The sequence below is a fragment of the Mycobacterium sp. genome (genome assembly GCF_035603715.1).
Classification (GTDB): Bacteria; Actinomycetota; Actinomycetes; order Mycobacteriales; family Mycobacteriaceae; genus Mycobacterium.
Genome location: NZ_DATNJW010000073.1, coordinates 1 through 13,349 on the forward strand (window position 1 = coordinate 1; position 13,349 = coordinate 13,349).

General features: G+C 63.7%; 13 protein-coding genes and 1 pseudogene. 7 read left to right on the forward strand and 7 right to left on the reverse strand.

Annotated features, from left to right (window positions below; all coding sequences use genetic code 11):
- From VN856_RS02970 to VN856_RS02995, 6 genes are all read right to left on the reverse strand, one after another.
- A partial coding sequence (locus VN856_RS02970) for an AMP-binding protein (protein WP_325685992.1) occupies positions 1-731 on the reverse strand: 731 nt, incomplete at its 3' end.
- Positions 724-2,292: a class I adenylate-forming enzyme family protein gene (locus VN856_RS02975; RefSeq protein ID WP_325685994.1), complete on the reverse strand. Its 1,569-nt coding sequence runs from the start codon at positions 2,290-2,292 to the stop codon at positions 724-726. The genes VN856_RS02970 and VN856_RS02975, both read right to left, overlap by 8 nt.
- Positions 2,282-3,769 carry a class I adenylate-forming enzyme family protein gene (locus VN856_RS02980; protein WP_325685996.1) on the reverse strand — a complete coding sequence of 496 codons (1,488 nt, stop codon included), beginning with the start codon at positions 3,767-3,769 and terminating at the stop codon, positions 2,282-2,284. Before VN856_RS02980 ends, VN856_RS02975 begins: the two co-directional genes overlap by 11 nt.
- Entirely contained in the window at positions 3,766-4,548 is a 783-nt protein-coding gene (locus VN856_RS02985) for an enoyl-CoA hydratase/isomerase family protein (RefSeq protein WP_414686856.1), read from the reverse strand. Before VN856_RS02985 ends, VN856_RS02980 begins: the two co-directional genes overlap by 4 nt.
- Positions 4,545-5,366: an enoyl-CoA hydratase/isomerase family protein gene (locus tag VN856_RS02990; protein ID WP_325686001.1), complete on the reverse strand. Its 822-nt coding sequence runs from the start codon at positions 5,364-5,366 to the stop codon at positions 4,545-4,547. The genes VN856_RS02985 and VN856_RS02990 overlap by 4 nt, the downstream gene beginning before the upstream one ends.
- 45 nt (positions 5,367-5,411) lie before the next feature.
- A complete protein-coding gene (locus VN856_RS02995) occupies positions 5,412-6,233 on the reverse strand; it encodes an enoyl-CoA hydratase/isomerase family protein (RefSeq protein ID WP_325686003.1) in 822 nt (273 codons plus the stop codon).
- A gap of 121 nt (positions 6,234-6,354) precedes the next feature.
- Here VN856_RS02995 and VN856_RS03000 point away from each other — a divergent pair, with 121 nt between their 5' ends.
- Genes VN856_RS03000 through VN856_RS03010 form a run of 3 tightly spaced genes read left to right on the forward strand, consistent with a single transcriptional unit; the run spans position 6,355 to position 8,799 of the window.
- Complete coding sequence (locus VN856_RS03000) at positions 6,355-7,047, forward strand: hypothetical protein (RefSeq protein WP_325686004.1); 693 nt, start codon at positions 6,355-6,357, stop codon at positions 7,045-7,047.
- A 1-nt stretch (position 7,048) separates the two neighbouring features.
- A complete protein-coding gene (locus VN856_RS03005) occupies positions 7,049-7,882 on the forward strand; it encodes a FadR/GntR family transcriptional regulator (RefSeq protein ID WP_325686005.1) in 834 nt (277 codons plus the stop codon).
- Positions 7,879-8,799 (forward strand): enoyl-CoA hydratase/isomerase family protein, encoded by a 921-nt coding sequence (locus VN856_RS03010; RefSeq protein ID WP_325686007.1) that lies wholly within the window; start codon positions 7,879-7,881, stop codon positions 8,797-8,799. The genes VN856_RS03005 and VN856_RS03010 overlap by 4 nt, the downstream gene beginning before the upstream one ends.
- Positions 8,800-8,804: 5 nt before the next feature.
- Here VN856_RS03010 and VN856_RS03015 read toward each other — a convergent pair whose 3' ends face one another.
- Positions 8,805-9,587, reverse strand: a complete 783-nt coding sequence (locus VN856_RS03015; protein WP_325686009.1) for a TetR/AcrR family transcriptional regulator — start codon at positions 9,585-9,587, stop codon at positions 8,805-8,807.
- 194 nt (positions 9,588-9,781) lie between these two features.
- Here VN856_RS03015 and VN856_RS03020 point away from each other — a divergent pair.
- The 4 genes and pseudogenes from VN856_RS03020 to VN856_RS03035 all read left to right on the forward strand — a co-directional run.
- Positions 9,782-10,579, forward strand: a pseudogene (locus VN856_RS03020) (SDR family NAD(P)-dependent oxidoreductase).
- Between the two features lie 120 nt (positions 10,580-10,699).
- The gene (locus VN856_RS03025; protein ID WP_325686011.1) at positions 10,700-11,602 is read left to right on the forward strand and encodes an enoyl-CoA hydratase; all 903 of its coding nucleotides are present in this window, start codon (positions 10,700-10,702) and stop codon (positions 11,600-11,602) included.
- Positions 11,583-12,785, forward strand: a complete 1,203-nt coding sequence (locus VN856_RS03030; protein ID WP_325686013.1) for an amidohydrolase family protein — start codon at positions 11,583-11,585, stop codon at positions 12,783-12,785. Before VN856_RS03025 ends, VN856_RS03030 begins: the two co-directional genes overlap by 20 nt.
- Positions 12,786-12,807: 22 nt before the next feature.
- Positions 12,808-13,349: AMP-binding protein (locus VN856_RS03035; protein ID WP_325686015.1), on the forward strand; the 542-nt coding region annotated here is incomplete at its 3' end.

The following is a 13,349-nucleotide window of genomic DNA, read 5'->3' on the forward strand; positions in this document are numbered from 1 at the left end:
GTGATCAGCGTTGCCCCGGCCACCAGGGCGGAAAGTACACCGCTACCGAAGCCGCCCACCCAGAAGAACGGCATCGGTAGATACAGCCTGGTTTCGGAAGCGATGCAACGGCTTGCCAATCCGGATCGAACGGCGCCCAGCGCGCCGCCGTGTGAGTGGACCACGCCCTTGGGCGCGCCGCTGCTACCGGAGGTGAACATGATGACCATCGGGTCACTCGGTGTCACCGTGGCCGCGAGCGCGTCGACGATAGAGCGGTTCGATTCAGCGGCGGATACATCCGGCAACCGATCGGCGGCCCAAACCTGGCGAAGCGCAGGAAGGTCGGGGTGTTGCAGCGTTGCGGACAGATCGGGCACGCCGAGAGTCGACCGAAGGTCGTTGAGGTAGTGGTGACCGCGGAATTCCTCGACGCTGATCAGGACCTGCACGGAAGCGGTCCGCAGTTGTGCGATTAATTCCGGGGCGGCCAACAGCGTGCTCAATGGGACTAGCAACGCACCGATGCGGGTGAGGGCAATCGCGATCTGCACCCAGCGGACGCCGTTGGGCATGATCAGTCCCACCCGGGTGCCTTTGACAATACCGGCGTCGATGAACGCCGCGGCCAAATCGTGTGTGGTGAGCTCGAGTTCGCGGTAGCTGAGCCGACGGTCAAGGTCGATCACCATCGGCTTGGCCTCGTCATGCGCCGAGTGAAAGCGGACTAGCTCGTCGACGGTGTCAGCCATCGAACAACCTTTTCAATTGCTGCACATCAGCTTTCCCGCTGGCCAACAGTGGAACATCGGCGGCGGGGATCGCGACGAATCGGCGGGGAATTTTGTACGCCGACAGTTCTGCGGCGAGTTGGCGACGAAGGCCGGCTTCGTCGAAGGCGCCGCTGTTGTCCAGGGTGACGACCGCGGCGACCACCTGACCGCGGTCAGGATCCGGGATTCCGAAGACATGGGCCACGCCGCCGGTGACCTTGGCGATTGCCTGCTCGACTTCGGCCGGGGAGACGTTGGCGCCGGCCGTTTTGATCATCGAACCGCGGCGGCCGATGTAGTAGACGAACCCGTCGTTATCGGTGGCGGCCAGATCACCGGTGCGGAACCAGCCGTCTGCGTCGAAACATTCTTCCCGGCTACGCTTGTAATACCCCTGCATCAGACACGGTCCCCGGATATAGAGCTCGCCGAGCGCCCCATCCTGGACCGGCATGGCGGACTCGGGATCGACGATCTTGGTTTCCACGCCCGGTGCCGGCTTGCCGAACGACCCGCGTCGCTGCTCGGGCTGGTCGGTCTCGTCAGCGTCGATCAGCGCCACGCTGCCCGCCTCGGTAAGACCGAGCATGTTGTGCCGCAGTTCAGGATCGGCCGGTCGTACCTCGGGAGCCATGATCGGGTACAGGTTCCCGCGTCGCATCGACGAAAGGTCGCGTCTGGCGAAAGTCGGGTGCCGCGCCAGGTGTGCGACTCCGGCGGCGAATCCGTTTGTGATAGTCGGCTTTTCGGCCTCAAGCAGATCCAGCGTCTGGCCGGCATCTTCGGCGTTGGAGCATATCAGCGTCGATCCGGCGAGCAACGTGGCAAGCAATGCAAACCCGAGTCCTCCGATCCAGAAGAACGGCGAGTTGCAGAACAGCCGGTCGGCGGGAGTCAACCCTCGGATCGCATTGAGGTTTCGCTGGTGGTTCAGTTGCGCGGCGTGGGTATGCACCACCCCCTTAGGGGCGGTGGTCGTGCCCGAGGTGTAGACGATCGTAAGTGGGTCCGAGCTGTCGACATCGTCTTGCATCGCGGTCAGAAGCCGCTCATCGACCGTCTCGGCCAGCCGATGAAGGCGAGCGAGGTCAAAGATCACGTGTCGCAATTGCGGTGCGGCGACATGGAGGAGCCGGTCGTCGCAGTCGAGATGCGAGCCCGGTAATACCTCGGTCAGCTGCTGCACGTAGTCGTGTGAGCGGAAAGACGGGGCGGCAAGCAGGATTTCGGTGTCGCTGTGGATGAGCTGCTCTCGTAGCTCGCGCGCGGGGGCGAACGTGGAGAACGGCACGACCACGGCGCCGATCCGAGCCGCAGCCAGCATTCCGACGACGAATGCGACGCCGTTCGGGTAGAGCAATCCGACGTGACTGCCCTTACCTGCACCCAGACCGATGAGCCCACGAGCAAGTCGCGCCGAAAGCCGGTCGGCATCGGCATAGCTGATGTGTTCGGAATCGCAGATCAGCAGGAGGTGATCGCCCCTGCTGCGGGCCTGTGCGCGTAGTACGTCTCCGACGGTTATCGATTCACTCGACATGATCAGCCTGCGCCGCGGACAGCGCGTCGCGAAAGTGGCGCCGGACCGCGCCCAAATCGGGCTTGCCGGAGGGCGTCCTCGGGAGATCGGCGACGATGGCGATGTTGGTGGGAATTTCGTAACGGGCCAGTCGGGATTGCAGGAAGTCGATGAGTTCGGCCGCGTTCGCCGATCCGGGCGCTCGAAGTTCAACCATGGCCACGGGGGTTTCCCCGAGGCGTTCATCGCTGTGTGCCACGACGGCGGCGCCCGCCACAGCGGGGTGGGTTTCCAGGGCGCTGCGCACGTCGTCGGGCATGATTTTGAAGCCGCCGCGAATGATGGCCTGGTCGGCGCGACCGGTGATCCACAGAAACCCATCGGCGTCGATGCGTGCCATGTCGGTGGTGCGCATCCAGTCCGCGGAAAGCCCGAGCTGCGCGGGTTTCACTTCCAGCAGGCCGATCTGATTGGGGCCCAGTGGTTTGCCGTCGTCGCTGACCACCCGCAGTTGAGCGCCGGTGTTGGCGCGCCCCACGCTGCCGCGTTTGGCCTGCCAGTACTTCTGGTGGTCGGTCAACGTCCAGCCGGCGACTCCGCCGCCGAATTCTGTTGCGGCATAGGAAGTCAGCACCGGGATCCCGTATTTCTCCGTGAACGCGTCGGCGTCCTCTGGCGATAGCGGCGCGGTCCCAGACGTCACGGCGCGGATACTCGCCAAATCCTCACGAGGCACGTCGGAATGCAGCACCATCCGTAGCGCGGTCGGCACCAGCGACACCGTGCGAGGTCGATGCGCGCGCACCGCTTCCGCCCACCGATTGAGCTCGAATCGTTCGAGCAACACAAAGGGGCGCGGCTCGGCAACACATTGCAAGACTCGGAAGACCCCGCCGATATGCACCAGCGGCGAGTTCACGATCGCCACACCCCGACGCAACTCGGTTGGGGCCGTCGGCTGCCCGGCGTCCGGGCCCATCACGCTGTGCGCGAGCATGTCATAAGTGAGGTCTACCCGTTTGGGCGGTCCGGTTGTCCCGCTGGTCAACATCCGCACCGCAACGTCGGGCTTCGCGTCGTAGGTGTGGATCTGGCTAGCTGCCACTACTTTCGGCCTGCCGCCGATAGCCGAGATCGACACCATCGTCGTTGCCGGCCGCTCGCCCGCGATCGCCAGATCGTCTGGTTCGCCGATGATCACTGGGAGCGCAAGCTGATCGAGGTCTGCTTGGATGCGTTCATCGCCGCGGCCCGGGTTGATCGCCACGACGGTGCCGCCGCGGCGCAGCACGCCGAGCAACGCGGCAACGTGCGCGGGGCGATTGCGTAACAGAATTCCGACTTGTGGTCGGCCGGTGCCGGTGAGTGAACTGATCTGCTCGGCGAGGTCGCGGAGCTGTCCCCAGGACAGCCATTGGCGGTCATATTCCAGGGCGGGTGCGTCGGGTTGTAGACGCAGGACGTCGTCAATGCGCCGACTCAGCCGGTGCGACGTCATCGAATTTTCGGGTCCGATGCGCGATGGTTGCCGCGCTTCGCGAGCTCGGCTGTGCCAATGGGATTCCCCAGCCGGGTGTAGATCAGCCCCTGGTCCAGTGCGGCCCGGTAGGGCTTGTCCAACGATTCCCAGATTGCCTTGACGGTGCCCTGGGTCGCCGACGGCGGGTTGGCCGCAATAGTCGCGGCGATCTCGTGTGCGCGTATCCAAAGGTCGTCCGGGGAGACCACTTCAGATACCAGACCGATGCGCAGAGCCGTGTCGGCGCTGACCCGTTCGTCGTTGCCCATCAGGGCGATTCGCAACGTCTCACCCAGTCCGATGCGGCGCATCAGCCCGACCGGCTCCAATGCGCACACCAATCCGGCCGACACGTGCGAGTCGAAGAATGTGGCGTCGGTCGAGCAGATGACCACATCGGACTCGTTGACGAAATAGAACGCGCCGGCTGTGCACATACCCTGCACCGCGCACACCACCGGCTTCCACATCTTCTGCCACTTGGGGCTCAGCGCCTCACCGGGATCTTCGTGGTTCCAGATGTTTTCCGGTTGACCATAGGACGTCTTGATGTCGAGGCCCGCGCTGAACGCTCGGTTACCGGCGGCCCGCAACACCACGGCGTTGACGGAGTCGTCCGCTTTGACGATCCGCCACGCCGTGGCCATTTCCTCGCACATGGTTCGGTTGAACGCATTGAGCTGGTCGGGCCGGTTCAGCGTGATGGTGGCGACCCGGTCGCCAGTATCGACGTCGAGTTCGATGGTCTCGAAGCTCATCGGCACTGCCACTCCGGTGGCCTTTTCTCGACGAACGCCCGGGGCCCCTCCAACGAATCCTCGGTGTGCAGATTGCGTTCACGGAAAGACTCGGCCAGCATTTCGGCTTCGTGTAGCGGCAAGTCCAGGCCCTTGAGGATAGCCAGTCGAGTGCCCCGAACGGCAAGCGGCGCATTCAAGTTGACGATATCGGCGATCTCATGAGCGCGTTCCAGCAGCCGATCGTGTTCGACGATCTCGCTGATCATCCCGAGCTCGTATGCCCGCTGCGCACCCATCCGTTCATGCTTGCCGACCAGAGCCATCCGCAGCGCTGTTGAGCGGGGGAGCACGCGGGCCACCCGGACCAACTCGCGCGCGGCAACCAGACCGATGCTGACGTGCGGGTCGAAGAACGTCGCCTTGTCGGAGGCGATCACGATATCGCCGGTGGTGACCCAGTCGAGCCCGGCGCCGCAACACAATCCGTTGATCGCAGCGAGCACCGGTTTGGCCATCGTGCGAAACGGCGGTGTACCTTCTTGCGGCGCTTCCCACTGTTCATAGGTGGACAGATACGGGCGCTCGTTGATCACCTTGCCGTCGCCGGGAATAGCCTTGACGTCCGCGCCGGTACAGAATGCCCGGCCAGTGCCGGTGACGATGAGAATCCAAACGTTCCCGTCGTTTTCGGCTTCGTTGTATGCGTGACGCAGCTCGGTGACCATATGGGGGCTCAGCGCATTCAGAGCGTCCGGCCGGTTCAGGGTGATGGTTGCCTTATGCCCGTCCACCTCGTACTTGATGGTGTCGTAGGACGGTGCCGAGCTAGTTGACATCAACGTTCCTCGTTGCCTGGTGGGGATGGATATCGATGCCGATGGTCATCGTCCGTTGAACTTCGGTGACCGTCGCTCGCGGAATGCCGCGAGGCCCTCTTTGAAATCGCCGGTTCTGCAAGAAAGTTCGAGACCGAACAATTCCTGTGTCATCGACTGGCTCAACGTTGCGTGCTGGCCGTAGTTGATGGCCTGCTTCGCCAGTCCCAGCGCCACCGTCGGCCCAGCAGCCAACCGGGCCAGCAAGTCTTCGCTGACACGGTCCAGATCAGCTGGAGACACAGCCTCGTGGATCAACCCCCAGTCCGCGGCATCACTCGCGCTGACTTTGTCGCCGAGCAACAGCATTTGCTTGGCACGGGTCAGCCCGATCAATCGAGGAAGGAGCCACGTTGCGCCCGAGTCAGGACTGAATCCCCGCGTCGCGAAAGGCTCCCAAAACACTGCGTCGTCGGCCGCCACAGTGAAGTCGGCGGCTAGTGCCAGATTGCAGCCGAGACCGACGGCGAATCCGCGGACAGTGCAGACGACCGGCAACTGGATCTCGTGGATCAGTTCGATCACCCGGTGCGCGGCGTGGGGTATGCGCCGAAGGATGTCGCCCGCGCGGGGCCGCTGGCCGCTGCCGCTGTTGGTGGCAACCCAGTCGGCGCCAGAGCAGAAGTCTTCGCCCGCGCCGCAAATGTGGATGGCCCGCAATGAGTCATCGGTGGTGGCCTCGGTCAGCCTCCCGACAAACTCATCGATCATCTTACGGTTCAACGAGTTACGCCGAGAAGGCCGATCGAGTGTGAGCCGCAGGATGGCGTCGTCGCGGCTCGCGGTGAGCGAGCCGTCAGTCGCCGTCGAACTCGCGTCCTGACTCACCGCCGAATCCGCCCTTCCCTTGTCGATACGGATACCTCTACAGTAGGCAATACAATTGCTTCGCTGTATAACTTAGCAAGGAAAGCCGCGATACGGAACAGGGGCGCCGGGAAGGGGTCGCATGGGCGAACACCAGCCATCGGATACCCCTGCGCGCCCCGACTCCGACTCGGCCAGATTCGGTGAGGCGCCGCTGGGCCAGACCGTCGCGGCGGCCGGCGCAATCCGTCGGCTCAGCTCATTGCTGCTGTCGCTCGAACACGCGCACCCCACCGTCGACGCGATCATCGCCCAGATCGGGGATTGGGAAGCGGAGCTGGACGCGGCGGTTCCACCGGACAGCACACCGCGGATCGGGGACGACCACGATGGCACCCGGCGGGTCTACCTCGATCACGCGACAGACATCGGCGCCTTCAACCCGTGCTTTCCGGAATACCACTTCGATCACCTCGACGGCGAAACAGCCTCGGGGCGAGTCAGTTTCCCGGTGGTTTACGAGGGTCCGCCCGGATTGGTCCACGGCGGGTTTCTCGCGGTGTTCTTCGACTGTGTCATGCAACATCAGAACTGCGTCGCGGGACTCTCCGGCAAGACCCGGTCACTGCAGGTCACCTTCCGGCGCCCGACGCCGGTCCTGACCGCGTTGCGCTTCGACATTGCACGGTCACAGGAGGAGCGGGGCATCACGTCGACGGCCCGCGTCCTGCGCGACGATGAGGTGCTATGCGTCGGCGAAGTCACAACGCTGGCGCTGCCTCCGGACAAGCTGACCGGGCACAGGTTCGGCAAGCGCCGAGCCGGGCGGACCTGAAATGGCAATGCAACGCTTTCGCCAACCTCGGATCGCCGAACTCGTCGCCTCTCAGTTGCGCGACGACATCTTGTCCGGTCGTTTGAAGGAAGGCGACGTTCTCCCGTCGCAGGAGAGCTTGTTCGCTGAATTCGGCGTGAGCCCACCCGCGTTGCGCGAGGCGATCCACATCTTGGAGACCGATGGGCTGATTTCGGTGCGTCGTGGCAATGTCGGCGGAGCGGTCGTCCATCACCCGACCGCTGAACGTACCGCGCACATGCTCAGCATGGTTTTACAAACGAGGGCCGCCACGCCGGTGGACGTCAGCGAAGCGCTGGTGCATCTCGAACCGATCTGCGCGGGGATGTGCGCCGCGCGAGAGGACCGGATGACCGAAGTGGTGCCGTACCTTCAGGATGAAATTGAAATCCAGACAGCACAATTCGACGACGTGTCGCAGTACGTGCCGAATGCCCGGCGGTTTCACGAAACGCTGGTCTCCCGGTGCGGCAACGAGCCGATGATCCTGCTGATCGGATCGTTGGAATTGATTTGGTCGGCACACGAGTCCGCGGTATGGAACGGCCACGGCGAACCCGCGCCGATGGTGGACAAGACCAGGCGTGCGGCACTGCGCGATCACCAGCGCCTGCTCGACGCCATCACCGACGGCAATGCCGCCCGCGCAGTACGGCTGGCGCAAGACCACCTGGCCGCAGCGCGCCGAAACACGCTGGCCTTCGGCACCGGCCAAACGATCGAGGCCAAGCTGATGTCGGATCTCGAGGCGCGCCTGGATCCGCGCTCGACGTACAACGGCCGGCCACACGGCAGAAAGGGGTCGCGCAAATGACCGCCTCCGACAGCAGCGACGACCGCGTTCTCTTCGAAGTCGATTCCGAAAAGCGGATTGCCACAATAACGTTGAACAACCCCAAGCAGCGGAACTCCTACGACGCGAGCATGCGCGAGGCCGTTGCCCGGTGCTTGGACCGCGTCGCGGACGACGACGATCTGACTGTTGTGCTGCTGCGCGGAGCAGACGGCGTTTTCAGCACGGGGGCGGACATGAACAACGCCTACGGCTGGTACGGAGAGCGAAGCTCAGAACAGTCGGGGGATAGCGAAACGCGATCCGCTAAGAGCCGTCCCAGCCAGCGCCGCCGGCTCACGGTGGACCGCAAGTCGTTCAGCTTCTACCACAACCTGATGGGCTTCCCGAAGGTCACGGTTGGCGAGATCAGTGGCTACGCCCTCGGGGGAGGCTTCGAAATCGCCCTGATGACAGATATTTCCGTGATCGCTCGCAACACCAAGATCGGTATGCCGGCCACCCGGTTCCTGGGTCCGGCACTGGGCAGCCTGCACATGTTCTTCCACCGGTTGGGCCCGGTACTGGCCCGGCGTCTGCTGTTGACCGGCGACATCATCGACGCCGAGGCGGTAGAGCATCTTGGAATCTTCACCGAGACTTGCGATCCCGGGCACGTTGCGGCGCGGGCACGGTATTGGGCGGAGAAGGCTGCCAAAATGCCGGCCGACGGCGTTGTCATTGCTAAAGAGGCTTTCCGGCTGGTCGAACAGAGCCAGGCGTATCAGGGAGAAGAAGTCGCGAGTTACCTCTTCCATGCATACGGCACGAACCTGCAGTTCGCACCGGGGGAGTTCAATTTCGTCAAAACGCGCGCACAGCACGGTACCAAGGAGGCGTTCCGGCTTCGAGACGAGCACTTCAACGTGCCGGAGCCGCCCAGAAGTTCAGCACCGTAAAGGTTTTACTGCCGCGAACCCTTAGCCCGCCCGGCGGAGGGTGATTTGCGTTGCCGTGATGGCGTCGACTTGCGGCCGGGCGACTTCGGGTCCTGATCGATCAGCCGGCTGGCGTGGTCGAGGATGCAATCCAAGCCGTATTCGAAGTTGTTGTCGTCCGGCGCACCGATGTGGTGGCCCTTCGTGGTCATCTGGGCCAGCAGCGGGGTGACCTCGGGGTCGATGACCATCGCGTCTTCGATTGTGCGGCCGCCGTTTTCCGTCGCTTGGTTCTTCTCCTGGAGCCGGTGCAGCACAACCGACCCCCGGACGTGAACTGAGACCGCGGAGTAGGTGTCAAAAGCCTCTTCCGGTGACAGCCCCGCCTCGACCAGACCGCCGATAGCTTTCTCGATCTCCTGGACGCCGAGTTTTGCCGCTCTAGGACTCAGCGCTGACCTGATCAGAATCAGATCACACAGTATTGGGTTGCCCATGAAGGTTTTACGCATCGAGCGGGCGTGGTTGCGCAGCGTCTCGCGCCAGTCGGTGGCCTCGACGTACGGGGTGGCGAAGACGTATTTGCGCAACGCGCGGTCGGTCATCGCGTTGAGCAAATCGTCCTTCTTGCGGAAGTACCAGTAGATGCTCGTGACGCCGACGCCGAGGTGCTTGCCGAGAAGCGGCATACTGAGGTTGTCGATCGAGACCTGCTCTGCGAGTTCGAATGCACCGCTGATGATGTCGTCGGGATTGATGGACCCACGTTCGCGCCGCTGACGCTTTTCGGCGGTTGCTTGCTTAGCCACTGCGGCCACCTCCATCCCGTTCAACACTGCACCGGCCGTTCCGGCTTCGCGGTCCGGTGGCCTCGAATCTACCGGCAGTTGCCGGTTGATCTGCGGTAACGCAACCGTGTTGCCATCCCCGCCTGTTACTGTAATACCTATCGTAGGGTTTGTGATACGCCTGGCGGCAAGCGAAGGGTAACCGGATATTTGCCATGGATCTCGGTCTGACAAATGCGACGGCTGTCGTCGTCGGCGGCGGCCGGGGGATGGGGTTGGCGTCCGCGCGCTGCCTGGCAGACGACGGCGCTGGCATCGCGATCGTTGCTCGTTCTCGGGACGACCTCGATGCCGCGACGGCAGATCTGACCGATCGCGGAAGCCCTGACGCCGTTGGAATAGTGGCCGACATCCGGGTTGCCGATCGCGTCAATGCAGTGTTTTCGGATCTCGGTGCGCGGTGGAACGGCGAACTCAATGTGCCTATCAACGCGGTCGGCCCCGGCGTGGTGGGCGGCATCGAAGATCTGAGCGACGAGCAGTCGAGCCGGGCGTTCGACTAAGGCGTGATGGGCATGGTGCGGTGCGTGCGTTCGGCCCTCCCGCTACTCCGGAAGGCGGAGTGGGCGCGGATCGTCAACTTCTCGGCGCACTCGACGCAACGCCAAAGTGTCATTCTGCCGGCGGACACCGCGGCCAAGGCGGCGTTGCCGAGCGTCTCCAAGAACCTTTCGCTGCTGCTGGCGAAAGACGAGATTCTGGTCAACGTGGTGTCGCCGGGCAGCATCGCCTCCGAGTCGCTGGTCGGCTAGGCGACATCGGTGGGCGTCGACGGCAACGATCCTTAACGGCTGATGGACGCCATCGCCGAACACTTCGGGCATCCTGCTCATCTGCCCAGGGCGGGACTGCCGCACGAAATGGGTTCGGTGGTGGCATTTTTGGCGTCGCGGTGCAATTCGTACATGACAGGAGCGAACGTCAACGTCGATGGTGGCTCGGACTTCACCTAACGCCGTTCGGATGCCGAGGAGAGGCCTGTCCGGACGCTTGCAGAATGCAGTACCGATAGGTATACAGTATGCGTACAAGCTGCACGGGAATTGCCGCCTGAGCTCAGGGGAGGACGGTCGATGAGCACCGCTGACGACCTCGTCGCCGATCCCGGCCAGGACGAGGCAGTGATCTACGACGTCACTGCGACCGGTGTCGCCGTCATGACGCTTAACCGGCCTGACCGACTCAACACCTGGGGCGGCGACATCGCCACCGCCTTCTACGCGGGATTGGACCGCGCCGAGGAAGACCCGGCCGTGCGGGTGATCGTGCTGACTGGTCGGGGTAAGGCGTTTTGCGCCGGCGCTCAGCTGGGTTCGATGGGCAATGTCTCGCAGGCGATCGAGAAGACCGATGAGAGCAAGCTGGCGAGCTTGGTCGGGGATCGGCAGCCCCAGCATCTGACGACCCTGTGCAAACCGGTCATCGCCGCCATTAACGGGTCCTGCGTCGGCATCGGGCTCACTCAGGCGCTGATGTGCGACGTCCGATTCGCCGCTGCCGGCGCGAAGTTCGCGGCGTCCTTTGCCCGCCGCGGGCTGATCGCGGAATACGGCGTCTCGTGGATATTGCCACGGCTGACGGGCTGGGGCGTCGCGCTCGACCTGCTGTTGAGCGGACGGACATTTCTCGCCGACGAGGCGGCGCAACTCGGACTGGTCAAGGAGGTCGTGCCGCCCGAACAACTGATGACGCGGGCGATGGCCTACGCCGAGGACATCGCCCAAAACTGTTCGCCCGCATCGATGGCCGTCATCAAGCGCCAGGCCTACGGTGATGCGATGCGTGTGGTGGCCGACTCCAGCTCACGGTCCGAGGTCCTGCTGCAGCGGTCGCTGCAGCTTCCCGACGTCATCGAAGGGATCACCAGCTTCCTCGAAAAGCGCCCCCCGAGTTTTCCCGGGCTGAGCGCCTCGGCAATCGAAACCGACGAATCTTCCGGCACCGGAAAGGATGACCATGGGGACCTTGGGCTATAAGGCCATCGACGTCGACAACCATTACTACGAGCCGGTGGACGCTTTTACCCGGCATCTGGACAAGAAGTTCCGCAGGCGCGGCGTTCAGATGTTCAGTGACGGCAAGCACACCCAGGCGATCATCGGGGACCGTGTCAACCGCTTCGTCCCTAACCCGACATTCGACCCGATCATCGAGCCCGGGTGCCTGGATCTGTTGTTCCGCGGCCAGATTCCCGAAGGCGTCGACCCCGCTTCGCTGATGAAGGTCGAGCGGCTCGCGCAGCACCCCGAGTACCAGAACCGTGATGCACGTATCACAGTGATGGATACCCAGGGCATCGAAACAGTGTTCATGTTGCCGACATTCGCGTGCGGCGTGGAGGAGGCACTCAAGCATGACGTCGACGCGACGATGGCGTCGGTTCACGCTTTCAACTTGTGGCTGGATGAGGATTGGGGCTTCGACCGACCCGACCACCGGATCATCGCCGCGCCGATCATCTCGCTGGCCGACCCCGGCAGGGCTGTCGAAGAGGTGGAGTTCGTCCTGGCCCGCGGCGCCAAGCTGATACTGGTTCGACCCGCGCCGGTGCCCGGTGCGCTCAAGCCGCGGTCGTTGGGCGATCCCCTGCACGACCCGGTGTGGGCCGCGTTGGCGGAAGCCGGTGTACCGGTGGGCTTTCACCTCAGCGACAGCGGCTATCTCCAAATCGCCGGAATGTGGGGCGGCAGGTCGACGTTCGAGGGGTTCGGCGGGTCGGAGCCGTTGGAGCAGATACTCACCGACGACCGGGCTATCCACGACACAATGGCCTCGATGATCGCGCACGGTGTGTTCACCCGTCACCCGCAACTGAAGGCGGTCAGCATCGAAAACGGCTCCTACTTCGTGCACCGGCTGATCAAGCGGCTGAAGAAGGCGGCAAACAGTCACCCGCGGCTATTCCCCGAGGATCCGGTGGAGCAGCTCCGTAACAATGTCTGGATTGCGCCCTACTACGAAGACGACCTGCCCGAGTTGGCCTCGGTGATCGGCGTCGAGAAGATCCTGTTCGGATCGGACTGGCCGCACGGCGAAGGATTGGAGAATCCCGTGTCGTTTACCGAGGAGCTCGCCGGCTTCAGCGCCGAAGACATCCGAAAGGTGATGCGCGACAACGCACTGGACCTGCTTGACGTCAAAGTCGGCTCGGCGGCGTGAACGCTCGAGGCGCCGCGAAGCCATGAGCGAGTGGACCATAGGCGCGGTCCTGGACGTGATCGCCGAGGTCGTTCCGGACCGGGCGATCACCGTCTGTGGTGAGCGCCGCAGGACGTTCGCCGAGGCCGCGGACCGCACCCGGCGGCTGGCAAACTATCTCGCAGCCAACGGCTTCGGTGCTCATCGCGAACGTGCGGCCCTGCAGAATTGGGAATGCGGGCAGGATCGCGTCGCGCTGGTCATGCACAACGACCTGTACGTCGACATGGTCGTCGGTTGCCTGAAGGCACGGACCGCTCCGGTGAACGTCAACTACAACTACACGGCGCGCGAAGTTCGCGAACTGCTCGACTACGTCCGGCCCCGTGCCGTTATCTATCACAAGTCGCTCGGCGCCAAGTTCGCCGATGCGTTGTCGCCCGACAGTGCGGCCCTGCTGCTGTCGGTCGACGACGGAACCACGGCACCTGAGCTGCCCGGCGCGGTGCCCCTGGACGGCGCACTGGCGCAAGGCAACGTGGACCAGAACGTGAGTCCGTCTCCCGACGATCTGCTGATGGTCTG

Bases quoted from the DNA above. Each gene is read 5' to 3' on its own strand.
- VN856_RS02975 (WP_325685994.1), bottom strand. From the start codon at position 2,292: ATGTCGAGTGAATCGATAACCGTCGGAGACGTACTACGCGCACAGGCC.
- VN856_RS02980 (WP_325685996.1), bottom strand. From the start codon at position 3,769: ATGACGTCGCACCGGCTGAGTCGGCGCATTGACGACGTCCTGCGTCTA.
- VN856_RS02985 (WP_414686856.1), bottom strand. From the start codon at position 4,548: ATGAGCTTCGAGACCATCGAACTCGACGTCGATACTGGCGACCGGGTC.
- VN856_RS02990 (WP_325686001.1), bottom strand. From the start codon at position 5,366: ATGTCAACTAGCTCGGCACCGTCCTACGACACCATCAAGTACGAGGTG.
- VN856_RS03000 (WP_325686004.1), top strand. From the start codon at position 6,355: ATGGGCGAACACCAGCCATCGGATACCCCTGCGCGCCCCGACTCCGAC.
- VN856_RS03005 (WP_325686005.1), top strand. From the start codon at position 7,049: ATGGCAATGCAACGCTTTCGCCAACCTCGGATCGCCGAACTCGTCGCC.
- VN856_RS03010 (WP_325686007.1), top strand. From the start codon at position 7,879: ATGACCGCCTCCGACAGCAGCGACGACCGCGTTCTCTTCGAAGTCGAT.
- VN856_RS03025 (WP_325686011.1), top strand. From the start codon at position 10,700: ATGAGCACCGCTGACGACCTCGTCGCCGATCCCGGCCAGGACGAGGCA.
- VN856_RS03030 (WP_325686013.1), top strand. From the start codon at position 11,583: ATGGGGACCTTGGGCTATAAGGCCATCGACGTCGACAACCATTACTAC.